The following is a 23,296-nucleotide window of genomic DNA, read 5'->3' as shown; positions in this document are numbered from 1 at the left end:
CGGCCGCCGTGGTCGGTGGCCATCACACCATGCCGCCGCACCGTGCCGTGCCGCCTTCCGCGGTGACCCACACTATTCGATGAAATCTTGACGCACGACAACAACGAATCTAACTTCTAGGCACAGGACGGACCAGGAAGGGTGGCAATGGAGCTGAACGGGAAGGTGGCGGTGGTCACCGGCGCCGGGCGCGGCCTCGGCCTCGCCTATGCCGGGGCCCTCGCCCGCGCGGGCGCGGCCGTCGTGGTCAACGACGCGGACGCGGCCACCGCGGAGGCCGCGGCCGGGCAGATCGGCGACGCGGGCGGGCGGGCCGTCGCGCATCCCGCCGCGGTCGGCCCGGCCGAGACGGCGGACGCCCTGGTCGCACGGGCCGTGGCGGAGTTCGGCCGGCTCGACGTGATGGTGACCAACGCGGGCGTCCTGCGCGACCGGGTGCTGTGGAAGATGACCGACGACGACTTCGACACGGTCGTCGGCGTCCACCTCAAGGGCACGTTCACCTGCGCCCGCGCGGCGGCGGTGCGGTTCCGCGAGCAGGGCGAGGGCGGCCGGCTCATCCTGGTCGGCTCCCCGGCCGGGCAGCGCGGCAACTTCGGCCAGACGAACTACTCGGCGGCCAAGGCCGGGATCGTCGGGTTCGTCCGCACCTGGGCGATGGAGCTGGCCCGCGCGGACATCACCGTGAACGCGATCGTCCCGGTCGCGGCGACCGCGATGACCGAGACGATCCCCGCGCTCGCCCCGTACGTCGAGGCGATGCGGCGCGGCGAGCCGATGCCGCCGTTCGCCCGCCGCGCCCTCGCGTTCGGCACCCCCGAGGACGCCGCCGGGCTGGTGGCGTTCCTCGCCTCGGACGCCGCGTCCGGCATCACCGGGCAGGCGATCGGCGTCGGCGGCGACCGGCTCTCGCTGTGGACGCACCCGACCCAGGCCGTCGCCGCCTACCGGGACGGCGGCTGGGCCGCGGCCGACATCGCCGGCGCGTGGCCGGCGGTCTTCGCCGAGCACGAGCAGAGCGTGGGGGAGAACCTCCCCGAGGAGCCGCCGCGATGAGCCTCGACCTGGACGCCCTGGAGGCGATCGACGTCCACGTCCACGTGGAGTCGGACCTGCACGGCCACCTCTCGCTGCCGGACGAGTTCATGGAGGCGTCCGCCAAGTACTTCGGCGCGGACGACGACCGCACGCCCACGATCGACGAGATCGCGGCCTACTACCGTGAGCGGCACTTGGCGGCGGTCGTGTTCACCGTCGACATCGAGAACGCGACCGGCCATCCGGCGATCTCGAACGAGGAGATCGCCGACCGGGCCGCCGAGCATCCCGACGTGCTCATCCCGTTCGCGAGCATCGACCCCGCCAAGGGCCGCGCGGGCGCCCGCGCGTTCCGCCGGCTGATCGAGGAGCGCGGTGTGCGCGGCATCAAGTTCCACCCGTCCCTGCAGGGGTTCGCGCCCGACGACCGCAGCGCGTACCCGCTGCTGGAGGTCGCCGCCGAGCACGGCGTCCCGGCGCTGTTCCACACCGGGCAGACGGGGATCGGCGCGGGCATGCCGGGCGGCGGCGGCGTCCGGCTCGGCCTGTCGAACCCGATGCTGCTGGACGGCGTCGCCGTCGACCTCCCCGAACTGACGATCATCATGGCGCACCCGTCCTTCCCGTGGCAGGACGAGGCGCTCGCCGTCGCCACGCACAAGCCGAACGTCTACATCGACCTGTCCGGCTGGTCGCCGAAGTACTTCCCGCCGCAGCTCGTCCGGTACGCCAACGGCCTCCTCCAGGACAAGGTGCTGTTCGGGTCGGACTACCCGGTCATCACCCCGGACCGGTGGCGGCGGGACTTCGCCGAGCTGGAGATCAAGCCGCACGTCCGCCCCAAGATCCTCAAGGACAACGCCGTCCGGGTCCTGGGCCTGCACGGCAAGGAGAGGGCATGAGCACGACCGTCGCGTTCGAGGACCTGAAGAGCCTGGCCGGCGGCTCGCTCGGCACGAGCCGCTGGCTGGAGGTGGACCAGGCCCGCATCGACACGTTCGCCGACGCCACGGGCGACCACCAGTGGATCCACGTCGACCCCGAGCGCGCGAAGGACGGCCCGTTCGGCGGCCCGGTCGCGCACGGGTACCTGACGCTGTCGCTGGTCATCCCGCTGTGGACGGAGCTGCTCGACGTCACCGGCGTCACCGCCAAGGTCAACTACGGGCTGAACAGGGTGCGCTTCCCGGCCCCCGTCCCGGCGGGCTCCCGCATCCGGCTGTCCGGTGCCCTCGCCGACGTGACCGAGGTGGCCGGCGGGCTCCAGGTCACGGCGGACCTCACCGTCGAGATCGAGAACCGCGAGAAGCCCGCCTGCGTCCTCCAGGCGATCTTCCGCTTCCACCCGTAGGACGCCGCCGCGCACCGGGTGCCCGCCGTCCGCTCTGCGATCGGCCCCCGCCGGGCGGTCCCGTCGCCGCCACGAGAGTTCGCGGCCCGCCCTCGGGCGGGGCGGGTCGCGGGTCGCCGGTCATGTGTCCGTATGATGGACAGCCGAGTGACGCGGACGGCGCGGCGAGGGGATGATCGATGCCACGGGAAGGCACCGGACCGGATTTCATCGAGGCGCTGGCCCGGGGCCTCGACGTCATCACCGCCTTCGAGGCGCGGCGGCCCGTGATGTCGCTCGCCCAGGTCGCGGAGGCCGCCGGGCTGGCCCGGCCGACCGCCCGCCGCGTCCTGCTCACGCTCCAGGAACTCGGCTACGTGCGGGCGGGCGACGGCGGCTACGCCCTCACGCCGCGCGTGCTCGACCTCGGCGTTGCCTACGTCCGGTCCATGGGGCTGTGGGACGTGGCCCGCCCGCACATGGAGCGCCTCGTCGCCCGGACGAACGAGTCGTGCTCGATCGCGCAGCTCGACGGGTCCGACATCGTCTACGTCGCGCGCGTCGCCGTCCCGAAGATCGTCGCGCTGGCGGTGCAGATCGGCACCCGGTTCCCGGCCCTGCAGACCTCGCTCGGCAAGGTGCAGCTCGCCGCGCTCGACCCGGCCGAGGTCGACCGGGTCCTCGCCGAGCCGACCCGCTCCGGCCTGGAGCCGCGCGTCCGGCCCGGCAGGGCGGAGCGGGACGCCGAGCTGCGCGAGGTCCGGGCGCGCGGCTGGGCGCTGACGGACGAGCAGCTCGCGCGGGGCATCCGGTCGGTCGCGGCGCCGCTGCGGGACGGCTCCGGCAAGGTCATCGCGGGCATCAACGTCAACACCCACGCCGCCGAGACCCCGGTCGAGCAGCTGCTGGACGAGCACCTCCCGATGCTGCTGCACACGGCGGGGGAGATCAGCGCCGACTTCGCGCGGCTGGAGACCGTCCCGCAGGTCACCGCGGGGTGAGGACGATCCGCCCCGCCGCCCGTCCCTCGCCCTGGCGCCGCCATGCCGCCGCCGCGTCCGCCAACGGCACGGCCTCGCGCGCGACGGTCAGTCTTCCGGACGCCGCCTGCTCCGCGACGAATCCGATCGAGGACGCCCGCTGCGCGGACGTCAGCTCGTTGTTCGTGTAGCCGAGCAGCCGCAGCGACTTCCCGCGCAGGGTCGAGGAGTCGATCGGGCACGTCTCGTCCGCCGAGCTCCCGAGGTTGACCAGCCGCCCGCCGGGCCGCAGCGTCCGGGCCGCGGCCGCCGCCGGGGTGCCGAACAGCGGGTCGAGCACCAGGTCCACGGGCCCGTCGGCCGCGTCGGCGAACCGCCGGGCCAGCTCGGCGACGTCGCCGGTGCCGAGCGCGACGACCGCGTCCGCCCCGGCCCGCCGGGCGCGTGCCCGCGCGTCCGGCGACCGGGCACCGGCGATGACCCGCCGCGCGCCCGCCGCCCGCGCGAGCTGCACGGCGGCCTGCCCGACGACGCCGCCCGCGCCCAGCACGACGACCTGCTCGCCGGCGGCCAGTCCGCCGCGCCACGTCAGCGCCATGTGCGCGGCGACGGCCGACAGCCCGAGCGCGGCGAGCAGCACGGGATCGGCGCCGTCCGGCAGGACGACGAGCGACGCCTCCGGGACGGCCGCGACCTCGGCCATGCTTCCGTCGCCCGGCGCCATCCCCGCCGGGGACGGGAACCAGACCGTCCGGCCCCGGTACGTCCCGACGCCCTGGACGCCCGGCACATACGGCGTCGCGGGCGTCCCGAAGTAGGACGTCCCGGTCGCGCACAGCAGGTCGAGCGGCGTGATCGGCGCGGCCAGGACGTCCACCAGGACCTCGCCGCTCCCCGGCACGGGCGGCTCGCGGTCCGCCACCACGGGCGGGCGCCCGCATTCCCTGATCTCGGCGGCGCGCATCGGCTCAGGTCGCGATGTCGGGGTAGGGGAGGGTGACGTGCGAGACCCGCCGCGCGTACTCCAGCTGGAACCCGAGCGGCTCGTCGTGGTCGCGCTCGAACATCGCGATGAACAGCGTCAGCGTGAGGAACGGGTGCGCGCCCAGCTCGAACAGCTTCGGGTAGTCGTGCCCGGCGAGCGCGGCGCGCTCCTCGTCGCCGAACTTCAGCCAGGTGGACGACTCGCCGCCGTGGCAGTTGATGATGCGGTTGGCCTGTTCCCCCTCCCACCACGCCACGGTCGCCTCCGGCTCGTCCCGGTAGCGTTCGACGAGGTCGGGGTCGCGGTCGACGGTGTAGAGGAACTTGTTCAGCAGGTACTTGCTCACTGGCCGCCTCCGTCCGGGTACCAGGTGAAGTAGGCCTCCATGGTGTGGAACAGGTCGTAGGTGTCGACGTAGTCGGCCTTCCGGCCCTCGCCCGCGACGCCCATCATGAGCATGAAGTCCATGAAGCCGTGGGTGGCGTTGCCCGGCGCGTGCAGGCTGTCGAGCGTGACCTCCGCCAGGCAGCCCTCGATGTCGCCGGACGAGATCCACCCGACCGCCTTCGCATCGAACTCGGGGTCGGGGCCGTGCGGGCCGAACTGGCGCGGGCCGCCCAGTTCGAGGGACAGGTGCCCGGTGCCGATGACCGCGACCCGCTGGTCGCCCGGCCACGACTCCACCAGCTCCCGGATCGTCCGCCCGAGCTGCACGAACCGCTTCGGCCGCGGCAGCGGCGGCGCGAAGATGTTGGTGTAGACGGGGACGATCGGCAGGTCGTTCTGCGGGCGCAGCGTGATGATCGGGCACGTGATCGAGTGGTCGATGCGCAGCTCGTTGGAGAACGCGAGGTCGAAGCCCGCGTCCAGGCCCTCGCGCAGCAGGTGGGCCGACAGGTCCTCCTGCCCCTTCATGAGCATGCGCGGCAGCCCGAACTCGCGTTCCTCGTTGTACCAGTTCGCGTCGTAGAACGGCGCCTTGCCGACGAGGAACTGCGGCATGTTGTCCAGCCACAGCTGGTGGAAGTGGTCGGAGCCGACCATCACCAGGACGTCCGGCCGGGCCTTCGTCAGCGTCGCGCGGAACGCCTCGACCTTGCGGACCCACTCGTCCGCGAAGTCGGGGCGGTCCTCGCCGGTCGCGGTGCTCGCGCGGTGGTAGAAGGGGTGGTGGGTCGAAGCGATCACAGCGACCAGTTCAGCCATGACGGTCCTCGGGGGTGTAGGGGTCGGGGGCGACGGACCGGTTGTTGAGGTCCACCGACAGGAAGATCTCGTTGCCGACGGGGTTGCGCAGCTCCTCGGCGAGCTGCCCGATGAGCCCGGCGGTGCGGGCGAGGAGCGCGAACCCGCGCAGCAGCTCCAGCGGCAGGCCGAGGTCGGCGAGCGCGGCGCCGCACACCCCGGCGCCGTTCAGCGGCAGCGTCTTGCCGAGCACCTCGGGATGGACGCGGCCGACCGCGGCGAACAGCGACAGGTGCGGGCCGAACAGGCCCTCCTCGGCGGCGATCTGCATCAGCCTCGGCGTGCGCGGGTCGCCGTCCTTGTGGACGTGGTGGCCGAGGCCGGGGAGGAACCGCCCGGCCTCCCGCTCGGCTCGGACGGTCCGCAGCGCGAGCGCGTCCCAGCCCGCGTCGTCGGACGGCGGGTCGCCGTCCACCGAGTCCAGGACGCCGTGCAGGAAGCGGCCGGTGTCCTCGGTGACGCCGAGGAACCGGGACCCGCCGCCCAGCAGCCCGGCGGCGAGCGCGCCCTGCACCGAGTCGGGCGCCGACAGGTACGTCAGCCTCGTGACGATCGCGGTCGGGGTGAAGCCGTGGTCGGCGAGCGCGGCGAGGACCGCCTCGAAGACCCGCGTCTCGCCGGGCGCCGGCCGCCGCTGCGCCGCCAGCCAGAACGCCAGCTCGCCGAACCCGACCTCGCCCATCACGTCCGCGGCGAGGTCGCGGCCCAGCAGCGTGATCGTCTCCCGGCTGGACGCGCCCAGCGCGGTCGGGTACTCGGGACGCTCAGCCACGGTCGTCCTCCTGCGGCTCGGACAGCCATCGGCGCAGCTCGGCGCCGTGCTCGTCCAGATCGGGCGGCGGCAGCCGGTACGCCGCGGGCGTCTCGGAGAAGCGGATGGGATGGCGGGTCGTCGGCACGGCGCGGCCGCCCTCGCCGACGACCACGACCGGGTCGAGCTCGAAGCGCTCCGCCATCGCGAACCCGCCGTCGATCGTGTTGATCGGCCCGCTCGGCACGCCCGCGTCCACCAGCAGCTCGAACCACTCGACCGCGCCGCGCCGCTTCAGCCGCTCCACGAGCAGAGGGCGCAGCTCCGCCCGGTTGGCGGTGCGGCCGGCGTTGGTCGCGAAGCGCGGGTCGTCCGGGACGCCGGGGACGCCGAGCACCTCGCACAGCCTGCGGAACTGGCCGTCGTTCGCCGCCGTGACGATCAGGTCGTTGTCGGCGGTCGGCAGCGGCTCGTAGGGGAACACGCTCGGGTGCGCGTTGCCCATCCGGTAGGGGACGGTGCCGCCGGCGACGTAGGCGGAGCTGTGGTTGACGAGCCCGGTCAGCGCCGACGACAGCAGGTTCACCTCGACGAGCTGGCCCCGGCCGGTCGCGTCCCGGTGCCGCAGCGCCGCGAGGATGCCGATCGCGGCGTGGTTGCCCGCCATCACGTCGAACACCGAGATGCCCGCCCGGTACGGCGGCCCGTCCGGGTCGCCGGTCAGGCTCATCAGCCCGGAGATGGCCTGCACCATCAGGTCGTAGCCGGGGACGTGCCGTCCGGCGCCCGACCCGAACCCGGTGATCGAGCCGTACACGACGCCGGGGTTGGCGGCGCTCACCGAGGCGTAGTCGAGCCCGAAGCGGGCGAGGCCGCCCGGCTTGAAGTTCTCGATGAGGACGTCGGCGCGGCGGGCCAGTTCGCGGCCGGCGGCGGCGTCCGCGTCGTCCCGCAGGTCGAGCGCGATGGAGCGCTTGCCCCGGTTGACGCCGAGGTAGTAGGTCGCGGCGTCGCCGCGCGCGGGCGGCGTCCACGTGCGGGTGTCGTCGCCCCGCGGCCCCTCCACCTTGATCACGTCGGCGCCGAGGTCGGCCAGCAGCATCGTGGCGTAGGGGCCGGCCAGGATCCGGGAGAAGTCCGCCACCAGCACCCCCGAGAGCGGCCCGCCGCGCGCGGTGTCGTCAGTCATCCGGCTCCCTTGCCTCATCGTCGCCCGCACCTGCTCGTCCGTTCAACGGACACCCGTCCGTCGTTCTGATTCTGGCATGCCCGTATCCGCGGCGGTCAAGTGGTTGACACTTTGACTACCGGTGACGAGAGTGGCTCCACGCAGGTTTGACCGTTCAGCGGACACAAGTCCGTATCTGCTCCCGGCGGTCGGGTCCCGAGGACGAGGAGTACGAAGATGAGCGAGTTCGAGCCGGGCCGCCCCCTGGTGCTGCGCGGTGGCACGGTGCTGCCGATGACCGGCGGGCGCGAGGTCCTGGACGACGCCGACGTCCTCATCGAGGGCGACCGGATCACCGCGGTCGGCCCCCGCCTCCCGGTACCGGACGGCGCCGCCGAGATCGACGCGTCCGGCGGGATCGTCATGCCCGGGATGATCGACACGCACCGGCACATGTGGCAGACCGCGATGCGCGGCTACGGCGCCGACTGGACGCTGACCCAGTACTTCGTCTGGTACTACCTGGAGCACGGCAAGCGGTTCCGGCCCGAGGACGTGCACGCCGGGAACCTCCTCGCGGCGATCGAGGCGATCGACGCCGGCGTCACCACGGTCGTCGACTGGTCGCACGGCCTGCAGACCCCCGGCCACGCCGACGCCGCCGTGGACGCGCTGCGCTCGGTGCCCGGACGGTTCGTCCTCGCCTACGGCAACATCCAGGCGCCGCCCGCCGAATGGACCGGGACGCCCGAGTTCCGCGCCCTCGCGGGCCGGCTCGCCGGCGGCGACATGCTCGGCTTCCAGATCGCGTTCGACGTGCTCGGCGACCCGTCCTTCCCGGAGAAGCCCGCCTTCGAGGCCGCCCGCGAACTCGGCGTGCCCGTCACCACCCACGCCGGCGTCTGGGGCGCGACCAGCGACGAGGGCGTCAAGCAGATGCACGACCACGGGTTCATGACGCCCGAGACGGTCTACGTGCACGCCGCGTCCCTGTCCGCGGACTCCTACCACCGCATCGCCGCCACCGGCGGTTCCATCTCGGTGTCGACCGAGAGCGAGCAGAGCGCCGGGCAGGGCTACCCGCCCACCTGGGTGCTGCGCGACCACGACATTCCGGTGTCGCTGTCGATGGACACGAGCGTCTGGTGGAGCGGCGACCTGTTCTCCGCCATGCGCACCACGCTCGGCGCCGACCGGTCCCGCATGCACCTGGAGGCGCACGGCAGGGGCGACACCGTCACCCACTGCAACCTGCGCGCCGACCAGGTCGTCGACTGGGCCACCCGCGGCGGCGCCCGGACGCTCGGCCGCGACGACCTCGGCAGTCTCGAACCCGGGAAGAAGGCCGACGTCGTCCTGATCAAGAACGACCACTCGCCGGTGTCGTTCCCCGTCCTCAACCCCTACGGGCACGTCGCCTTCCAGGCCCAGCGCGGGGACGTCCACACCGTCGTCGTGGACGGGCGCGTGGTCAAGCACGACCACCGCCTGGTGGGCGTCGACCTGGCCGCCGCGCGCCGCGAGGTCGAGGCGACGGTCGAGCACCTGCGCTCGTCGATGGGCGAGGAGGCGTGGGCGGCGGGCATGAACCCCGACGTCCCCGAGACGAAGATCCTCGACAACCCCTACACCTACACCGACTACCGCAGCGGCGCCACGCGCACCCGGTGAGCAAACGCGTAGCGGGCAGACCTCCACCGATGAGTTTCCGGGGCGCGGCCGGTCTCCACCACTGGCGAAGCGACCCGCGCAAGGGGAGGTACCGATGGCATCCGGACCGTTCATCACATGCCTGTGGTTCGACGGCCAGGCCGAGGAGGCGGCGAACTACTACGTCTCCGTCTTCAAGGACGCCGCCCTCGGCGACGTCTTCCGCGCGACCGAGGCGGGCCCCGGGGAGCCCGGCTCGGTGGTCACCGTGGAGTTCGAGCTCAACGGCCAGAAGTTCGTGGGCCTCAACGGCGGCCCGCAGTTCACCTTCAACGAGTCGATCTCGTTCCAGATCCCCTGCGCGGACCAGGACGAGGTCGACTACTACTGGAACCGGCTCACCGAGGACGGCGGCGAGGAGGGGCCGTGCGGCTGGGTGAAGGACAGGTTCGGCGTGTCCTGGCAGGTCGTCCCGGCCGTGCTCACCGAGCTGATGAGCGACCCGGACCCGGCGAAGGCGGCACGCGCCACCGCGGCCATGCTGTCCATGGGCAAGCTCGACATCGCCGCGCTCCGCAGGGCCCACGCGGGGGAGTGACCGGCGCGGGCGCCGGGCCGGGTCGGACCGGCCGTGCGGCGCCGCGTCGCCCGCGAGGGCGTTCACGCCGCGGGCGAGGCCATCACGCCGCCCGCGAGGGGGTTCACGCCGCGGGCGAGGCGGTCACGCCGCGGGCGGTCTCCGGCCGGACGCGAGGCCCGGCGGGGCGGCGGCGAGCGCCGCCTGGATCGCCTCGACCAGCGCCAGCGCCGACTCCTCGGTCAGCTCCACCGCGACGCGCGCCGAAGGCCCGTCACCGGCGTTCGTGAAGTCGATGTTCACCGTGTGCTCGTGGCACGCGTGGTACGGGTGGTCGACATAGACGGCGCCGCCGGTCAGCGTGAACCAGCCGGTAGCGCCCTTCGCCGCGCCGTCCAGCTCCACTTTCACGGTCTGGTAGATGCACACGGGGTGTCTCCTCTCCGAGGGCCGGGCGGTCAGGCGGCCAGGTGGCGGCCGAAGAACGCGAAGATCCGCTCCCAGCCGTCCTTGGCGGCGGCGGGCCGGAACGCGGGCCGCTCCACGGCGAAGAACGCGTGCCCCGCACCCGCATAGGTGTGGAACTCGTGCTCCTTGCCGAGCCTGGTCAGCTCCTCGTCCAGCGCGGCGACCTCGTCCGGCGCCGGGAAGCGGTCCTCCTCGCCGAACAGGCCGAGCAGCGGGCACGACAGGTTCGGCGCCTTGGCGAGGACCGACCGGGCCGTGGTCGGCTGGTCGGCGGGCGGATCGTTGACGACGAACGCGCCGTAGCAGTCGACGGCGGCGTCGAGGTCGAGGTCGCAGGCGGCGAGGAACGCGTGCCGCCCGCCCGAGCAGTGGCCGATCACGCCGATCCTGCCGTTGGCGTGCTCCAGCGCGTTCAGGTGCGCGGCCGCTCCGGCGACGTCGCCGACGAGCTGCTCGTCCGGCACGCCGCCCTTCGCGCGGGCGGCCGCGGCCTGGTCGTCCGGGCTCACGCCCGCGCCCTCCCGCGAGTACAGGTTCGGGGCGATCGCCGCGTACCCGTGCGCGGCGAACGTGCGGACGAACTCCTTCGTGCCGGGGTCGTATCCGGGCATGTGATGGATCACCACCACGCCGCCGCGCGGGGCGTCCCCGAGCGGCCGGGCGAGGTAGCCCTCAAGCTCGGCGCCCCCGTACCCGCCGACGGTGACGGTTCCGGCCCACATCGCATCGTTCATGGCTGTCAGCGCTCCACTCTTCGTCGGACCTGTGGACCGTGACAGTCTTCCCCATCCGCGCAACCCCGGCCGGGCCTGCGCACCGGTCTCAGGCGTTCAGGGCCCCGGCGCCGAGCAGCCCGAACAGGAGCAGGCCGATGACGATCCGGTAGACGACGAAGGACGTGAAGGTGTGCCGCGCCACGAACCGGAGCAGCCAGGCGATGGACGCGTACGCGACGCCGAACGAGACGGCGGTGCCGACGGCCAGCGGCAGCACGTCCACCCCGGCGCCGAGCGCGGTCGGCAGCTCGTAGAGGCCGGCGCCGGTCAGCGCCGGGATGCCGAGGAAGAACGACAGCCGGGTCGCGGCGACCCGGTCGAGGCCCAGCATCAGCCCGACCGACATCGTCGCCCCGGACCGGGAGAAGCCGGGGAACAGCATCGCGAGGATCTGCGACGACCCGATCAGCATCGCGTCGGTGAAGGACGTGTCGTCCTCGCCGCGCTTGTGCCGGCCCAGCCGGTCGGCGAGCCACATCACGACGCTCCCGCCGATCAGCGACCCCGCGACCACCCACAGCGAGGCCAGCGGGCCCTCGATGAGGTCCTTGGCGGCGATCCCGACGACCACCACCGGGATCGTGGCGAAGACGACCCACCAGCCGAACTTGTAGTCGTGGTGGTACCGCTCGGACGGATCGGCGATCCCGCGCCCCCACGCCGCGGCGATCCGGACGATGTCGGAGAAGAAGTACACCAGCACGGCCGCGATCGCGCCGACCTGGATCACCGCGGTGAACCCGACGACCGCCCGGTCGTCCACCGGGATGCCCATCAGCCCCTCGGTGATCTTCAAGTGCCCGGTCGAGGACACCGGGAGGAACTCGGTCAGGCCCTCCACGATGCCGAGGACGACGGCCTGCCCGACATTGATCACGCTCAACGGCCCGGTTCCTCTCCAGCCCCGTACCCGCGCCCGCCCTGCCGCGGGGTCCGCCGCGAGCCTACTGCCGGCCGCCGGGCGCGCCCCCTGATGAGGGCGATTACTTCACCCGCCGTTAACCGAAACGTCAGGTTCCGGACCGGGCCCGCACCGGCCGTTCACGCGACCTTCGGAGTGGCGCGGACGCCGAAGTGCAGGTAGCGCTCGCCGGTCGGGAGGGAGTAGAACGTCACGGCCATCCAGTGGCCCGTGTCGGGGTCGCGGGCGACGAACCGGTCCTCGCCGACGGGCGCCATCGGGTACTCCTTGACCGTGTCGGGCACCATCGCGGCCAGCGGGCCCGTCACCGTCGTCCGCAGGACGGGCCCGTCCGCGCCGCGGAGCACCTCCAGCAGCGAACCGGCCCGCTCGTAGGCGCCCAGGTGCCGCTCGGCGTCCACGGCGACGGGCTCGGCGGGCGGCCCGAGCGGCGCCGGCGTCGCGACCCCGGCGAGCTCGGCGAAGACCTCCCGGTACAGGTCCTCGTACAGCCCGTCCGCGTCGCCGCCGTTGGTGAGCAGCACGACCGCGAGGCCCTCGTCCGGCAGCATCCGCAGGTAGGCGTTCTGCCCGATCGTCGAGCCGTCGTGCCCGATGAGCCGGCGCCCGTCCCAGGTCAGCCGGAACCAGCCGAGGCCCCACGAGTCGCCGAGCGTGAGCGTGTCCGGCGGCCGCGCCTGCTCGGCGGCCATGGCGGCGGCGCCCGCCTCGCTCAGCAGCCGCGTCCCGCCGGGGGCGAGGCCGCCGGTCAGGTGCATGCGGGCGAAGGCGAGCACGTCGGCGGCGGACGCCCCGATCAGCCCGGCGGGCCCGGCCGAGCGCGGCAGCTGCCACACCCGCGCGGGGGACGGCTCGGACCCCGCGGCGCGCACGTGCCCGACGGCGGCGCGGTGCAGCAGCGCCTCCTCCGGCAGCGTGATCGTGCGCCGCAGGCCGAGCGGCGCGAAGAGCCGCGCGCGCATCGCCTCGTCCCACGTCCGCCCGGTGAGCCTCTCGATCACCCGCCCGGCCAGCGAGAACCCGGAGTTGCAGTACGACCAGGTGGCGCCCAGCGGATGGTTCTGCGCCACGTCCGCCAGCACGGCCGTGTACTTCTCCAGGCAGTCGTCGCCGCGCCCGGTGTCGGTGAACACGTCGCCGTCGATGCCGCTGGTGTGCGTCAGCAGATGCCGCATCGTCACCCCCTTGGCGGCGTCGGGGTCGGCGAGCCGCAGCTCGGGCAGGACCTCCGCGACGGGGGCGTCGAGGGCGAGCAGCCCCTCGTCCACGAGCTGCATCACGACGGTCGTCGTCCACACCTTCGTGATCGACCCGATCTGGAACACCGAGTCCGTCGTCGTCGCGACGCCGGTGCCCGTGTTCAGGACGCCGTACGCGGCCTCGGCCAGCTCGTCCTCGCCGCCGGGCCGCAGCCGCAGGATGCCGAGCGACGCCCCCGGCACCCGGCGCCGCGCGGCCAGCGCGGCGAGCCGCCGCCGCCAGTGCCCGGCGTCGGCGGGCGGACGCCGGGTCACCCCCAGATCTCCTCGGCGGTCTCGGCGATGAGGCGGAGCTTCGCCGCCTGCTGCCCGGCGGTCAGCACGTTGCCCTCGACCGTGGAGGAGAAGCCGCACTGCGGCGACAGGCAGATCTGCTCCAGCGGCACGAACCGCGACGCCTCGTCGACGCGGCGCTTCAGGTCGTCCTTGGACTCCAGCTCGCCGCGCTTCGTCGTGACCAGTCCGAGCACGACCGTCTTGCCCGGCGGGACGAACCGGAGCGGCTCGAAGCCCCCGGACCTCTCGTCGTCGAACTCCAGGAAGAACCCGTCGACGTCCAGCTCGCCGAACAGCGCCTCGGCGACGAAGTCGTAGCCGCCCTCCGCCGTCCAGGACGAGCGGAAGTTGCCCCGGCACATGTGCGTGGTGACGTTCATGCCCGCGGGACGTCCGGCCAGCGCGGCGTTGATCTGCCTGATGTAGCGCAGGTGCAGGTGCTCGGCGTCGTCGCCCCGCTCGTTGATCATGGCGCGCTGCGCGGGGTCGTTGAGGTAGGCGAGGCTGGTGTCGTCCAGTTGCAGGTACCGGCAGCCCAGCTCGCCGAGCCGCCGCACCTGCTCGGCGTACGCGGCGGCGAGGTCGGACCAGAACTCCTCGATGTCCGGGTACACCTTCGGGTCGATCGACGCCGGGCCGCCCCGGTAGTGCACCATGTTCGGCGACGGGATCGTCAGCTTCGGCGTCACCCCGTCCCCGGTCGCGTCCCGCAGGAACGCGAAGTGGTCGGCGAAGATCGTCTCTTCGAGCCGCACCTTGCCGTGCACCCGCAGCGCCGCCGTGCTGAACTCGATGTCCCCGGCCTCGTTGTGGAACCGCACCTTGATCTTGTCGTCCGCGGGGCTGATCCCGCCGAGCCGGTAGATGAAGTCCATGTGCCAGGACGTGCGGCGGAACTCCCCGTCGGTCGCCGACCGCAGCCCCGCCTCGCGCTGCATGGCGACCACCTCGCGGATGGCGGCGTCCTCCGCGGCGGCGAGCCCCGCGTCGTCGACCCGCCCCTGAGCGTGATCGTCCCGCGCCGCCAGCAACCCCGGCGGACGCAGCAGGCTGCCGACATGGTCGGCCCGGAACGGCGGCTCGGTGCGCAGAGACAAGACGTGCTCCTTCCGCGGGAAGAGACCCGGTCCTGCCAATCTATGCACGTCCGTGACGACGATCAACGATTTGTCTGGAATCCCGTGCCACCTGGCGCGCAGCGCGGCCGGCGGCAGGTCGTCAGGTGCAGGGGCGTGGCGGGGGGAGCCGTGGGAGCCGCCGCCCCACGATGCCTCCGCCGCCTGACGCCCGCCGGCGGTCAGGCCAGGTTCTTCTGCTGGACGGTCCATTCGGTGCCGCAGAGGCCGCAGTCCGGGCCGACGAAGAACTGCTTCGCGGCGGCGTCGCCCTTGAGCTGCCATTTGAGCCAGGCGGAGCCGACGCGGCCGAATTCGCCACCGTTCGGCTGGTCGTAGGTGCCGAGGTGGCCGACGTCGAGGTTGCCCATGAAGGCGGGCAGGCCGGACGGGAGGCGGGTCCAGTCGTCCATCGCGTTCTCGTACGCGATGTCGCTGGGCCCGCCGATGAAGTAGCCGATCGGTGCGTGGAGCCGGGCGAGCTGGTCGTTGTCGGCGTCGCTGAGCATGCCGCTGTTCCAGATGCCGGTCGTGGTGACGCGGGGGTCGGCGGACACCTCGTAGGCTTCCAGGCCGCCGCAGGACTGGCCCATTACCGCGACCTTCGCGGTGTCGATCCTGCCCCTGTACTTGCTGCCGACGCGGCTGTTCTCAGCGATGGCCCAGTCGATGGATTCGGTCAGCATCGAGGCGTCCGTGGTGCCGAAGCCGCCGGGGCGGCCGTTGGCGATGACGAGGAAGCCGTGCGAGGCGAACTCCGTGAGGATGTTCTCGAACAGCGTCCCGTCGGCGAGGCAGGCGCCGTTGCCCCACGCGACGATCGGGAGCTTCACCCCGGACGGGATGCTCTCCGGCCGGTAGACGGTGTGGTCCCGCAGGCGGAGGCTGGTCTCGTAGCCGGCCGGGTAGGGGCCCGAGCCGCCGGGCGCGGCGTGCGCGGGAACGGCGAGCACCCCGGCGAGCAGGAGCGGGACGCACAAGACGAGAAAGGCTCTTCGGACGAGGTTCTTCACCTGGATCCTCCTCGGCGCGGGAACGGGGACGATTCGGAATGTCGCAGACGTCCGAGAGCCCATCAATGGATCCGGGGAAGGACTGGCGGTTTTACCGATAACGCCGCCGATGCCTTTCGCGGAGCCCGTTCAGCGCCGCGCCGGAGGTTCGCGACGCGAGAGGTAGGTGTCGATAATCCATCCCTCGCGGGCGCGGGCCTCCGCGCGGACGGCGCGGATCTCGTCCGGTGCCTCCAGGAGGACTAACTCAAGACGGAAGGCGACCTGGAGGACGACACCAGCCGCTGAGCCGCTCCACCGCACGCACGGCCTCCGCGCCGCGCTCCGCCGCCGGGATCAGCCCGAGATGCCGGGACGCCCCGCCGCGAGCGCGTGGTAGCCCGGGTCGATGTAGTCGAGGCCGGCCTTGTGCGGCGACACCGCCGGGCCCCGCGCCCGCAGCGCGGCCATCAGCCCCGTCGCGACCGCCGTCTTCCCGCTCCCGGGCGCGGGCGCCGCGATGACGAGCCGCGGGATCACCATTCGATGCCCCGCTGCCCCTTCTGCCCGGCGTCCATCGGATGCCGGACCTTGCCCATCTCCGTCACCAGGTCGGCCGCCGCGACGAGGCGGTCCGGCGCGTCCCGCCCGGTGACGACGACGTGCTGGACGCCCGGACGGGCGGTCAGCGTCTCCACCACGTCGTCCAGGTCCAGCCAGCCCCACTTGATCGGGTACGTGAACTCGTCCAGCACGTAGAAACGGTACGTCTCGGCGGCCAGGTCGCGCTTGATCTGCGCCCAGCCCTCCCGCGCGTCGGCCGCGTGGTCGTCCTCGCTGCCGGGCCGCTGGATCCACGACCAGCCCTCGCCCATCTTGTGCCAGGCGACCGGACCGCCCTCGCCGCTCCCGCCCAGCACCCGCAGGGCGCGCTCCTCGCCGATCCGCCACTTCGCCGACTTCACGAACTGGAACACCCCGACCGGCCAGCCCTGGTTCCAGGCCCGCAGCGCCATCCCGAACGCGGCCGTCGACTTCCCCTTCCCCGGCCCGGTGTGGACGATCAGCAGCGGCCGGTTGCGGCGCTGCCGGGTGGTCAGGCCGTCGTCGGGGACGGACTCGGGCTTCCCCCGGGGCATGTCAGGCCGCCTTCCTGTGCTCGCGCACGATTCCGTCGAGGTCCCGCAGCGGGACGAGCCGCGCGTTCATCCGGGCGTTCATCCGGGCGTTCAAGGAACCGCCTTCTAGTTGATGTGCGGGCGGTCGGTGTGCGGGCGGCGGAGGTACGGCCGGTTGACGTGGGCGACCCGCCAGCCGTCCCGGGCGGCGGCGAGCCGCGTGGTGGACAGCGGCGCGAGATCGATCCGGTCGGCCGCGCGGACGCTGAGCCCGAGGGCGTGGCAGAGCGCGGCCCTGATGACGCCCACGTCGCACACCGCGACCCCGGACGGCCGTCCGGCGAGCCACGCCCCGACCCGCGCCGCGAGTTCGCGGCGGGACTCGCCGCCGTGGGGCGCGGCGCCCGGATCGGACAGCCAGGCGTCCAGCTCGCCCGGATCGACGTCCGCGTACCGGACCCCCGCCCAGGAACCGTGGTCGGCCTCGGCGAGCGCCGCGACCGGCCGGGCGTCGAGACCGAGCGCGGCGCAGGTCTGCCGCGCGGCGCGGGCCGGCGACGTCCACGCCGGGCCGTCCGGCAGCGACCCGGCGAGGGCCCTCGCCCTGGCCAGGCCGCCCGCGTCGGCGTCGTCGGCGGCGGGGAACCGAGCCTCCCGCATCGCCGCCGTCGTCGCGTGCCGGATGAGCAGCACCCCGTTCAGGCCGCCGCCATGGAACGGGCCGCCCGACGTGCGTACCACGCGGCGGCCTAGTGGCAGGGCGCGCCGAGCAGAGGCCGCCCGTCGTGCATCAGCGCGTGGAGGTAGCCGATCAGCGGCAGCGCGGGCACCGCGAGCAGCCAGGGCACGAGGCGGGGAAGGGGGATGGAGCGAGCGGAGCTGCATCGCGCAGATATGGTGCTCACGGAGCCTCCAGAGGGAATCTAGCGCGTCCCGGACAGTGAGGTCGCGGCCACCCGAGCGACCTGGCTCCCGGGATCGTCGTCCCGGATACAGTGGCGCGTCCGCACCGGCATCTCACCGGATTTCCCTCGGGCAACCGTGAATCACCGCGAACCGTACGGTCTGCCTGCGAGGGTGTCAACATCGCCGACCGCCCCCGCGACCGCCTATAGAACACGTTCTACTATCGGACGCATGCGCCATGGCATCGTGCTCTTCACCAGTGACCGGGGCATCACGCCCGCCGCCGCGGCGAGGGCCGCCGAGGAGAACGGGTTCCACTCCTTCTACGTGCCCGAGCACACGCACATCCCCATCAAGCGGGAGGCCGCCCACCCCGGCACGGGCGACGAGACCCTCCCCGACGACCGCTACACGCGCACCCTGGACCCCTGGGTCTCGCTCGCGTCCGCGGTCGCCGTCACCTCCACGATCCGGCTCGCGACGGCCGTGGCGCTGCCGGTGGAGTCGGACCCGATCACGCTGGCCAAGACCATCGCGACGCTCGACCACCTGTCCGGCGGCCGCGTCACGATCGGCGCCGGGTTCGGCTGGAACACCGATGAGCTCGCCGACCACCACGTCCCCGCCGGCAAGCGCCGGACGGTGCTGCGCGAGTACGTGGAGGCGATGCGGGCGCTGTGGACCGAGGAGGAGGCGTCCTACTCCGGGGAGTTCGTCTCGTTCGGCCCGTCCTGGGCGTGGCCGAAGCCCGTCCAGGCCCGCATCCCCCTGCTGATCGGCGCCGGCGGAGGCCCGAAGACGCTCGCCTGGATCGCCGCGCACGCCGACGGCTGGATGACGACCCCAACCGAGCGGGACATCCTCGCCAAGGTCGCCGCCCTGCACACCGCCTGGACGGACGCGGGCCGCACCGGCCGCCCGGAGATCTCCGTCCTGGCCTCCATGCGGCCCTCGCCCGAGGACATCGCCGCCTGGGACGAGGCCGGCGTCACCGAGATCATGTGGGGCCTTCCCGACAAGCCCGAGGCCGAGGTGATCGCCTTCCTCGCCCGGCACGCCGGACGCCTCGGCCTGTGACCGCGTGACCCGTCCGGGCCCCGGACGGGTCACACGGCCGTGCAGGCGGTGCGGGCGGGGCCGTTGAGGGTGAAGCCGACCGTTTCACCGTGTTCCCGTCATGGGTCGCCCCGTCGGCCGTGGCGGAGCACTCGTCCCGCACCGGCCGCCGGGTGCGGCGGATCAGGTGACAACGGGCGGATCGGCTGCAAGGCTTTGCTCGCACCGCCCGCCGCTGGGCGCGCGGTGCGTTCGGGCCGGCGCGCTCTCGGGGTCAGCGCGGCACAGGGGAGAGCGAGGAGGCGGCGGCTGTGACGGTCTCGATGGTGAAGGGCCAGCGGATCTCGCTGGAGAAGCCCGGCGGTGCGCTGAGCATGGTCCGGATGGGCCTGGGCTGGGACGCGGTCAAGAAGAAGGGCTTCTTCGGCTCGCGCGAGCGGGACATCGACCTCGACGCGTCCTGCGTCCTGTTCGCGGACCAGAGCCTCGCCGACGTGGTCTACTTCGGCAAGCTCGTCAGCGACGACGGATCCGTCCGGCACACCGGCGACAACCTGACCGGCGCGGGCGACGGCGACGACGAGTCGGTCATCGTCGACCTGAACCGCCTCCCGGTGCACGTCACCTCGCTCGTGTTCACCGTCAGCTCGTTCAACGGCCAGACCTTCAACGAGGTGGAGAACGCCTTCTGCCGGGTGGTCAACGAGATGGACGGCGGCGAACTCGCCCGGTACACGCTGACCGGCGGCGGCGCCCACACCGCCATGGTGATGGCCCGGATCTACCGGCACAGCGGCGGCTGGAAGATGAACGCGATCGGCGAGCCGTCCCACGGCCGCACGTTCCAGGACATGCTGCCGGCGATCGCCGCCCACGCCTGACCCGCCGATGACCGACCTCACCCGCGGCGCCAACGCGGCGCTGCCCGCCCGGCGGGTGACCGCGACCGCGTCCTGCGCGGCGCCCGTGGACGTCAGCGCCCTCCTCGTCGGACCGGATCTGCGCGTCCGGTCCGACGCGGACCTGGTGTTCTTCAACGCCCCGCGGGCGCCCGGCGTCCGCTGGACGGACGGCGGCGGCCAGCGCCTCGAACTCGACCTGGACGCCGTCCCCGCCGACGTCGCCGCGGTGCTGATCGCGGTCAGCCTCACCGGTACGGCGCCGTTCGGGACGATGCCGCCGCCGCAGGTCCGGCTGTCCGGCGGCGGCGGCGCCGCGCTGGCCGCGTTCACCGTCCCGGGCCTCGGCCCCGAGAAGGCGATCATCGGGCTGGAGGTCTACCGCCGGGCCGGCGGCTGGAAGGTGCGCGCCGTGGGCCAGGGCTACGCCGGCGGCCTGGCCGAACTGCTCGCGGCGCACGGCATCGAGGTCGACGACCCGGGAGAACCGACCGCCCCGACCCCACCACCGCAGCCCACCCCGCCCCCCACACCGCAGGCACCGCTGTCGCAGCCGCCGTCCACCACGGAGGTCGACTACCTCGAACGGTGCTGGCTCGTCTGGGAGGACGCGAGCCGCTCGCTGGCCGCCTTCCGCTCCGCCACCGAGCACGCGCTGACCGTCCGGAACGAGGAGATCGCCGGACGGCGGCCCCGCGGACGCTTCGACGAGTTGATGGCCGCCGCCGACGAGCGCCTGCGGGCCGACGCCGGGCAGCTCCGCGACGAGCTGGTCCGGGTGGAGCCGCACGTCGCCGCGGAGGTCGCGCCGTTCGACGCGCCGTCCTGGCTGACCTGGCGGCCCCGCACCGACCTGGCCGACGGCGTCCTGCTCGGCCGGCTGTCCACCGCGGAGCTGCCCGGCCTGCGGATACCGCTCGTCCTGCGGCTGCCCTGGCGGCGCGGCGTGTGGATCTCGCGGGGCACGATGCCCGGCGACTCCCTCGCCTTCGCCTGGTCCCTCGCCACCCGGTTCCTGGCCGCGGCCCCGCCCGGGCTCGTCGGCCTGGAGGTGATCGACGCGGCGGGGCTGTCCGGCGCGGGCTGGCTGCACGGCTTCGACCCGGCCACGACCGCGCGGCTGCTGGGCGGCGGCGTGGCCGTCGGCACCGGGGCTGCCGAACGGATGCGGCGCCTGCTCGATCTCGTCGACCTCCGCCGGATCGGCGGCGACGACCAGGACCTGCCCGGCGGCGGCCCGCCCGTCCGCCTGGTGATGATCCTCGACGCCGGGGCCGCGCTGGACGGCGAGCACGCGCACGAGCTCCTGCGCCTGGTGGAGGACGGCCCGGCGGCCGGCGTCCCGGTCCTGCTGGTGGAGACCGACACCCCGGCGGCCGAGTCAGTGCGCGCCGTCCGGCTCCGCCAGACGTGCAACAACCTTCCGTCGAGCGAGGACGCCATCGCCGACTCGTGGGTGGGCGCGGACTGGAACCTCACCCCGGACGTCCTCTCCGACGCGGCCGGTTCGCAGGCTCCCTCTCTGTTCACTCACGTCCTGTCGGCTCACGCCCGCACCATCGCTTCCTACGGCTGACATTCGATTTGCGGTGACTTGACCGTCTCGTTACGGGTCGGGCCCTTTAGCTTGCGTACGGTGACGGGATGGCGAACGCCGTCTCCCGACAGCAGGTCATCAACGTGGTGACCCGGCTGTTCAGCGAACTCGGTTATGACGGCACGTCCCTGCGGCTCATCGCGGACGCCATGGGGGTGGAACCTTCGGCGATCGTCGCGGTCGCAGGGGACAAGCGCGATCTCTACCTGGAGGTGATGAACCGGGCGTTCGAGGCGGAGCGGACGATGCTCGAAGCGGTGGTGTCCGGCGCCGAACCCGGCCGGGCCGCCGTCCACCAGATCGTGGACGCCTACCTGGACTTCCATGTGGCGCACCCGCACAACCGTTCCCTGTGGGCCCACCGCTGGGTGGACGACGCCGCCGACATCGCGGAGCTCGAGGACCGCTACGCCCGTCCGCTGCTGACCCTGACCGCCCGCAAGATCCGCGACGTGGTCCCGCCGGACGTGGACCCGTACTACCTGCTGGGGACCATGGTCTGGTGCGTGCACGGCTTCCTGGGCTCAGGCGTCCTGGAGCGCTCCCAGGGCATGAAGAGAGCCGACAACCCCGAGGCAGTGGCCGCCTTCCGCCACCACATGCACGTCCTGATGGACAGACTCCTGACGCCCCACCCCGCCCGCAGAGCCCCGAGAACCTGAGCCGGACGCCCCACCGACCCGCACCTGATCAAGGACCCGAGCCGAAGGCCCCCCGCACCTGATCAAGGACCTGAGCCGGGAGGGGGCGTGGGGGCGAAGCCCCCACACCGGGGGTCCGGGGGTCGCCCCCCGGGCAAAACGACGAAGGAGTGGCGGGGAAGGAGCCCCAAGCTCCGACCACACCACTCCCAACTCCGAAGTGGGCGATACTGGGATTGAACCAGTGGCCTCTACCGTGTCAAGGTAGCGCTCTCCCACTGAGCTAATCGCCCTTGTGCGTGCTGCGAGGTGGAGACGGGATTTGAACCCGTGTACACGGCTTTGCAGGCCGTTGCCTCGCCTCTCGGCCACTCCACCAGAGCGAGGCCTGATGGGGCCTCTCAGAGCGGACGACGGGATTCGAACCCGCGACCCTCACCTTGGCAAGGTGATGCTCTACCAACTGAGCCACGTCCGCGTACCGGTCCGGGGGTCGCCCCCCGGGCTCGCACGGACAACTCTAGCGGAATCCGGGAGTGCTTGCGTACTGGGCGTCCTCGGACTCGGTGAGCTCGGCGTGGAGGGTGTTCCAGAAGTCGAGTTCCTTGTCCTCTTCGAGGTGGGCGATGCGGCCCCAGAACTCGCGGTCCTCGGCCTCGTGGGCGGCGGCGAGGGAGAGTGCGGGCATGAGGGTGGTGCCGGCGTCGGCCGCGTCGAGGTCCGCGGGGGTGACGCCGGCGGGGAGGGCGACCGGGGTGGACGGGCGGTGGTGCTTGCCGCGCTTGCGGACGCGGATGGGCGGCGACGTGGGGGCCTTCGCGGCGGCGGCGCGGCCGGCGGCGAGGGCGACGGTCCCGCAGAGGATGAACGCGAGGATGCCGCCGAGGACGACGTCCTGGGCGGGGAGCTGCTCGGCGGCGCCGTTGTGCTCGGCGGCCTCGTGGGTGTTCGTGGACGTGACCGGGGCGCCGACCTTGTCGACGGTGGGCGCGGGGGCGGCGTGCCGCGGGGCGTACTTGGCCTCGACCTTGATCTTGGACGGGTAGCCGAAGCCGACAACGGCGTCCATGTCGCGGGTCTTGCGCATGAGCTTGTAGCCGTCGGCGTTGCCCTCGATGGTGTGGAGGGTGCGGCCGTCGACCTTCTCGACGATGCCGACGTGGTCGACCTGGTCGATGTCGCCGGAACCGCTCCAGTCGTAGAAGACGATGGCGCCGGGTTCGGGGTCGTGGCCCCAGGCGTCGTTCTTCTTGAACCACTGGGCGTGCTCGACGGTGGAGGCGAACTGCCCGGCCTGGTCGGTGACGTCCGCCTTGTCGGCGGCCCAGGCGAGGAACATGTCGCACCAGGGCGCGGTCGAGAAGTACTCGTCGTGGTCGCCGTCGACGTTCTTGCGGTACCACTCGCCGAACTTGGTGTACCCGTCGCCCTTCTCGGTGTAGCCGAGCTCCTTCGTGGCGATGTCGAGCAGCTTCTTGCCGATCGAGTCCATCTCGCTCCCCCTGCGCCTCGCTCGTTCGGGCAGGGTGCGCCCGACCGGGGACGGA

The 23,296-nt window shown here is 72.9% G+C and carries 25 protein-coding genes, 3 tRNA genes, 1 pseudogene and 1 riboswitch; of the genes and pseudogenes, 10 read left to right on the top strand and 19 right to left on the bottom strand.

The annotated features are described in order from the left end of the window. The first annotated feature begins 147 nt into the window (after positions 1 to 147). The 4 genes from ACA511_RS27355 (at position 148) to ACA511_RS27340 (ending at position 3,369) form a co-directional block, all read left to right on the top strand. Entirely contained in the window at positions 148 to 1,056 is a 909-nt protein-coding gene (locus ACA511_RS27355; protein ID WP_375027471.1) for an SDR family NAD(P)-dependent oxidoreductase, read from the top strand. Then, the gene (locus ACA511_RS27350) at positions 1,053 to 1,940 is read left to right on the top strand and encodes an amidohydrolase family protein (RefSeq protein WP_375027470.1); all 888 of its coding nucleotides are present in this window, start codon (positions 1,053 to 1,055) and stop codon (positions 1,938 to 1,940) included. The genes ACA511_RS27355 and ACA511_RS27350 overlap by 4 nt, the downstream gene beginning before the upstream one ends. Further along, positions 1,937 to 2,389, top strand: a complete 453-nt coding sequence (locus tag ACA511_RS27345) for a MaoC family dehydratase (protein ID WP_375027469.1) — start codon at positions 1,937 to 1,939, stop codon at positions 2,387 to 2,389. Before ACA511_RS27350 ends, ACA511_RS27345 begins: the two co-directional genes overlap by 4 nt. Before the next feature lie 179 nt (positions 2,390 to 2,568). Continuing rightward, on the top strand, positions 2,569 to 3,369 hold the full coding sequence (locus ACA511_RS27340; RefSeq protein ID WP_375027468.1) for an IclR family transcriptional regulator C-terminal domain-containing protein: 801 nt from the start codon (positions 2,569 to 2,571) through the stop codon (positions 3,367 to 3,369). Here ACA511_RS27340 and ACA511_RS27335 read toward each other — a convergent pair. Genes ACA511_RS27335 through ACA511_RS27315 form a run of 5 tightly spaced genes read right to left on the bottom strand, consistent with a single transcriptional unit; the run spans position 3,356 to position 7,518 of the window. Continuing rightward, positions 3,356 to 4,312 (bottom strand): zinc-binding alcohol dehydrogenase family protein, encoded by a 957-nt coding sequence (locus tag ACA511_RS27335; protein WP_375027467.1) that lies wholly within the window; start codon positions 4,310 to 4,312, stop codon positions 3,356 to 3,358. The two genes, ACA511_RS27340 and ACA511_RS27335, sit on opposite strands and share 14 nt — an antisense overlap. Before the next feature lie 4 nt (positions 4,313 to 4,316). Beyond that, on the bottom strand, positions 4,317 to 4,679 hold the full coding sequence (locus ACA511_RS27330) for a hypothetical protein (protein WP_375027466.1): 363 nt from the start codon (positions 4,677 to 4,679) through the stop codon (positions 4,317 to 4,319). Beyond that, the gene (locus ACA511_RS27325; RefSeq protein WP_375027465.1) at positions 4,676 to 5,521 is read right to left on the bottom strand and encodes an extradiol ring-cleavage dioxygenase; all 846 of its coding nucleotides are present in this window, start codon (positions 5,519 to 5,521) and stop codon (positions 4,676 to 4,678) included. Before ACA511_RS27325 ends, ACA511_RS27330 begins: the two co-directional genes overlap by 4 nt. Positions 5,522 to 5,531: 10 nt before the next feature. Beyond that, positions 5,532 to 6,350 carry a citryl-CoA lyase gene (locus ACA511_RS27320; RefSeq protein ID WP_375027464.1) on the bottom strand — a complete coding sequence of 273 codons (819 nt, stop codon included), beginning with the start codon at positions 6,348 to 6,350 and terminating at the stop codon, positions 5,532 to 5,534. Further along, on the bottom strand, positions 6,343 to 7,518 hold the full coding sequence (locus tag ACA511_RS27315; RefSeq protein ID WP_375027463.1) for a CaiB/BaiF CoA transferase family protein: 1,176 nt from the start codon (positions 7,516 to 7,518) through the stop codon (positions 6,343 to 6,345). Before ACA511_RS27315 ends, ACA511_RS27320 begins: the two co-directional genes overlap by 8 nt. 216 nt (positions 7,519 to 7,734) lie before the next feature. On the opposite strand from ACA511_RS27315, the gene ACA511_RS27310 reads away from it, so the two are divergent. Both ACA511_RS27310 and ACA511_RS27305 read left to right on the top strand, forming a co-directional pair. Beyond that, on the top strand, positions 7,735 to 9,168 hold the full coding sequence (locus ACA511_RS27310) for an amidohydrolase family protein (protein ID WP_375027462.1): 1,434 nt from the start codon (positions 7,735 to 7,737) through the stop codon (positions 9,166 to 9,168). Between the two features lie 94 nt (positions 9,169 to 9,262). Further along, on the top strand, positions 9,263 to 9,745 hold the full coding sequence (locus ACA511_RS27305) for a VOC family protein (RefSeq protein WP_375027461.1): 483 nt from the start codon (positions 9,263 to 9,265) through the stop codon (positions 9,743 to 9,745). Positions 9,746 to 9,868: 123 nt separating this feature from the next. Here the strand turns inward: ACA511_RS27305 and ACA511_RS27300 are convergent, their stop codons facing one another. The 10 genes and pseudogenes from ACA511_RS27300 to ACA511_RS27255 all read right to left on the bottom strand — a co-directional run bounded on the left by ACA511_RS27300 (position 9,869) and on the right by ACA511_RS27255 (position 17,555). After that, a complete protein-coding gene (locus ACA511_RS27300; protein ID WP_375027460.1) occupies positions 9,869 to 10,153 on the bottom strand; it encodes a DUF6295 family protein in 285 nt (94 codons plus the stop codon). Positions 10,154 to 10,182: 29 nt separating this feature from the next. Then, the gene (locus ACA511_RS27295) at positions 10,183 to 10,926 is read right to left on the bottom strand and encodes a dienelactone hydrolase family protein (RefSeq protein WP_375027459.1); all 744 of its coding nucleotides are present in this window, start codon (positions 10,924 to 10,926) and stop codon (positions 10,183 to 10,185) included. Between the two features lie 88 nt (positions 10,927 to 11,014). Further along, complete coding sequence (locus ACA511_RS27290; RefSeq protein WP_375027502.1) at positions 11,015 to 11,845, bottom strand: undecaprenyl-diphosphate phosphatase; 831 nt, start codon at positions 11,843 to 11,845, stop codon at positions 11,015 to 11,017. 164 nt (positions 11,846 to 12,009) lie between these two features. Beyond that, positions 12,010 to 13,404: a serine hydrolase domain-containing protein gene (locus ACA511_RS27285; RefSeq protein ID WP_375027458.1), complete on the bottom strand. Its 1,395-nt coding sequence runs from the start codon at positions 13,402 to 13,404 to the stop codon at positions 12,010 to 12,012. Then, entirely contained in the window at positions 13,401 to 14,522 is a 1,122-nt protein-coding gene (locus tag ACA511_RS27280) for a 5-methyltetrahydropteroyltriglutamate--homocysteine S-methyltransferase (RefSeq protein ID WP_375027457.1), read from the bottom strand. Before ACA511_RS27280 ends, ACA511_RS27285 begins: the two co-directional genes overlap by 4 nt. 200 nt (positions 14,523 to 14,722) lie before the next feature. After that, the gene (locus ACA511_RS27275; protein WP_375027501.1) at positions 14,723 to 15,559 is read right to left on the bottom strand and encodes an alpha/beta hydrolase; all 837 of its coding nucleotides are present in this window, start codon (positions 15,557 to 15,559) and stop codon (positions 14,723 to 14,725) included. A gap of 342 nt (positions 15,560 to 15,901) precedes the next feature. After that, positions 15,902 to 16,072, bottom strand: a pseudogene (locus tag ACA511_RS27270) (cobyrinic acid a,c-diamide synthase); the annotation flags it as partial. Beyond that, the gene (cobO, locus tag ACA511_RS27265) at positions 16,069 to 16,671 is read right to left on the bottom strand and encodes a cob(I)yrinic acid a,c-diamide adenosyltransferase (RefSeq protein WP_375027456.1); all 603 of its coding nucleotides are present in this window, start codon (positions 16,669 to 16,671) and stop codon (positions 16,069 to 16,071) included. The gene cobO and the pseudogene ACA511_RS27270, both read right to left, overlap by 4 nt. Before the next feature lie 105 nt (positions 16,672 to 16,776). Further along, positions 16,777 to 17,391, bottom strand: a complete 615-nt coding sequence (locus ACA511_RS27260; protein WP_375027455.1) for a histidine phosphatase family protein — start codon at positions 17,389 to 17,391, stop codon at positions 16,777 to 16,779. Positions 17,392 to 17,399: 8 nt separating this feature from the next. Next, the gene (locus tag ACA511_RS27255; RefSeq protein WP_375027454.1) at positions 17,400 to 17,555 is read right to left on the bottom strand and encodes a CbtB-domain containing protein; all 156 of its coding nucleotides are present in this window, start codon (positions 17,553 to 17,555) and stop codon (positions 17,400 to 17,402) included. A 59-nt stretch (positions 17,556 to 17,614) separates the two neighbouring features. Next, positions 17,615 to 17,675, bottom strand: a riboswitch (cobalamin riboswitch). A 112-nt stretch (positions 17,676 to 17,787) separates the two neighbouring features. On the opposite strand from ACA511_RS27255, the gene ACA511_RS27250 reads away from it, so the two are divergent. From ACA511_RS27250 to ACA511_RS27235, 4 genes are all read left to right on the top strand, one after another. Beyond that, positions 17,788 to 18,633 (top strand): LLM class F420-dependent oxidoreductase, encoded by an 846-nt coding sequence (locus tag ACA511_RS27250; RefSeq protein WP_375027453.1) that lies wholly within the window; start codon positions 17,788 to 17,790, stop codon positions 18,631 to 18,633. A gap of 290 nt (positions 18,634 to 18,923) precedes the next feature. Beyond that, the gene (locus tag ACA511_RS27245) at positions 18,924 to 19,493 is read left to right on the top strand and encodes a TerD family protein (RefSeq protein WP_375027452.1); all 570 of its coding nucleotides are present in this window, start codon (positions 18,924 to 18,926) and stop codon (positions 19,491 to 19,493) included. 7 nt (positions 19,494 to 19,500) lie between these two features. Then, the gene (locus ACA511_RS27240) at positions 19,501 to 21,087 is read left to right on the top strand and encodes a TerD family protein (RefSeq protein WP_375027451.1); all 1,587 of its coding nucleotides are present in this window, start codon (positions 19,501 to 19,503) and stop codon (positions 21,085 to 21,087) included. 68 nt (positions 21,088 to 21,155) lie between these two features. Beyond that, on the top strand, positions 21,156 to 21,770 hold the full coding sequence (locus ACA511_RS27235) for a TetR/AcrR family transcriptional regulator (protein ID WP_375027450.1): 615 nt from the start codon (positions 21,156 to 21,158) through the stop codon (positions 21,768 to 21,770). Positions 21,771 to 21,970: 200 nt separating this feature from the next. Here the strand turns inward: ACA511_RS27235 and ACA511_RS27230 are convergent. From ACA511_RS27230 to ACA511_RS27215, 4 genes are all read right to left on the bottom strand, one after another. Beyond that, a tRNA-Val gene (locus ACA511_RS27230) sits at positions 21,971 to 22,042 on the bottom strand. Positions 22,043 to 22,056: 14 nt separating this feature from the next. Further along, positions 22,057 to 22,127 (bottom strand) — tRNA-Cys (locus ACA511_RS27225). Positions 22,128 to 22,154: 27 nt separating this feature from the next. Next, positions 22,155 to 22,227, bottom strand: a tRNA-Gly gene (locus tag ACA511_RS27220). 42 nt (positions 22,228 to 22,269) lie between these two features. Next, positions 22,270 to 23,241 carry a CHAP domain-containing protein gene (locus ACA511_RS27215; RefSeq protein ID WP_375027449.1) on the bottom strand — a complete coding sequence of 324 codons (972 nt, stop codon included), beginning with the start codon at positions 23,239 to 23,241 and terminating at the stop codon, positions 22,270 to 22,272. Positions 23,242 to 23,296 lie beyond the last annotated feature (55 nt).

This window comes from Actinomadura sp. GTD37, assembly GCF_041951365.1.
Taxonomy (GTDB): Bacteria; Actinomycetota; Actinomycetes; order Streptosporangiales; family Streptosporangiaceae; genus Spirillospora.
This window is presented reverse-complemented; position numbering and strand designations above follow the sequence as displayed.

Excerpts from the sequence above, each read along its gene's own strand:
- ACA511_RS27355 (WP_375027471.1), top strand. The coding sequence starts at position 148 with ATGGAGCTGAACGGGAAGGTGGCGGTGGTCACCGGCGCCGGGCGCGGC.
- ACA511_RS27350 (WP_375027470.1), top strand. The coding sequence starts at position 1,053 with ATGAGCCTCGACCTGGACGCCCTGGAGGCGATCGACGTCCACGTCCAC.
- ACA511_RS27345 (WP_375027469.1), top strand. The coding sequence starts at position 1,937 with ATGAGCACGACCGTCGCGTTCGAGGACCTGAAGAGCCTGGCCGGCGGC.
- ACA511_RS27340 (WP_375027468.1), top strand. The coding sequence starts at position 2,569 with ATGCCACGGGAAGGCACCGGACCGGATTTCATCGAGGCGCTGGCCCGG.
- ACA511_RS27335 (WP_375027467.1), bottom strand. The coding sequence starts at position 4,312 with ATGCGCGCCGCCGAGATCAGGGAATGCGGGCGCCCGCCCGTGGTGGCG.
- ACA511_RS27315 (WP_375027463.1), bottom strand. The coding sequence starts at position 7,518 with ATGACTGACGACACCGCGCGCGGCGGGCCGCTCTCGGGGGTGCTGGTG.
- ACA511_RS27310 (WP_375027462.1), top strand. The coding sequence starts at position 7,735 with ATGAGCGAGTTCGAGCCGGGCCGCCCCCTGGTGCTGCGCGGTGGCACG.
- ACA511_RS27305 (WP_375027461.1), top strand. The coding sequence starts at position 9,263 with ATGGCATCCGGACCGTTCATCACATGCCTGTGGTTCGACGGCCAGGCC.
- ACA511_RS27295 (WP_375027459.1), bottom strand. The coding sequence starts at position 10,926 with ATGAACGATGCGATGTGGGCCGGAACCGTCACCGTCGGCGGGTACGGG.
- cobO (WP_375027456.1), bottom strand. The coding sequence starts at position 16,671 with ATGCCCCGGGGGAAGCCCGAGTCCGTCCCCGACGACGGCCTGACCACC.
- ACA511_RS27250 (WP_375027453.1), top strand. The coding sequence starts at position 17,788 with ATGCGCCATGGCATCGTGCTCTTCACCAGTGACCGGGGCATCACGCCC.
- ACA511_RS27240 (WP_375027451.1), top strand. The coding sequence starts at position 19,501 with ATGACCGACCTCACCCGCGGCGCCAACGCGGCGCTGCCCGCCCGGCGG.
- ACA511_RS27235 (WP_375027450.1), top strand. The coding sequence starts at position 21,156 with ATGGCGAACGCCGTCTCCCGACAGCAGGTCATCAACGTGGTGACCCGG.
- ACA511_RS27215 (WP_375027449.1), bottom strand. The coding sequence starts at position 23,241 with ATGGACTCGATCGGCAAGAAGCTGCTCGACATCGCCACGAAGGAGCTC.